Source organism: Sedimentibacter sp. B4, assembly GCF_000309315.1.
In the GTDB taxonomy this organism is placed as follows: domain Bacteria; phylum Bacillota; class Clostridia; order Tissierellales; family Sedimentibacteraceae; genus Sedimentibacter; species Sedimentibacter saalensis.
Genome location: NZ_CANG01000370.1, coordinates 1 through 221, shown reverse-complemented (window position 1 = coordinate 221; position 221 = coordinate 1). Strand labels below are relative to the sequence as shown.

Sequence of the window (221 nt, the reverse complement as noted above, 5' to 3'; positions counted from 1 at the left end):
AAGGGCTCCGCGTGCAGGATGGTCAGGCTGGTCACCGCGCGGGTGAGACAGACATAGAGGCGGCGCAGGCCGGTGAGATGGTCGGGCTCGTCGGCGACGAGACGGGCGGGCTCGAGCAGCAGGACGTGGTCGAACTCCAGTCCCTTGGCAAGCACGGCGTCCACGACCTCGACCCGGACGAACTGGTCGGGATCGGCCGCGTCGTCGCCGAGGACGCGGTG

The 221-nt window shown here is 70.1% G+C and carries 1 protein-coding gene; it reads right to left on the bottom strand.

Annotation, left to right across the window (positions count from 1 at the left end):
• The coding region (locus BN358_RS23470) for an ATP-binding domain-containing protein (protein ID WP_198018419.1) at nucleotides 1-221 on the bottom strand (221 nt) is incomplete at both ends.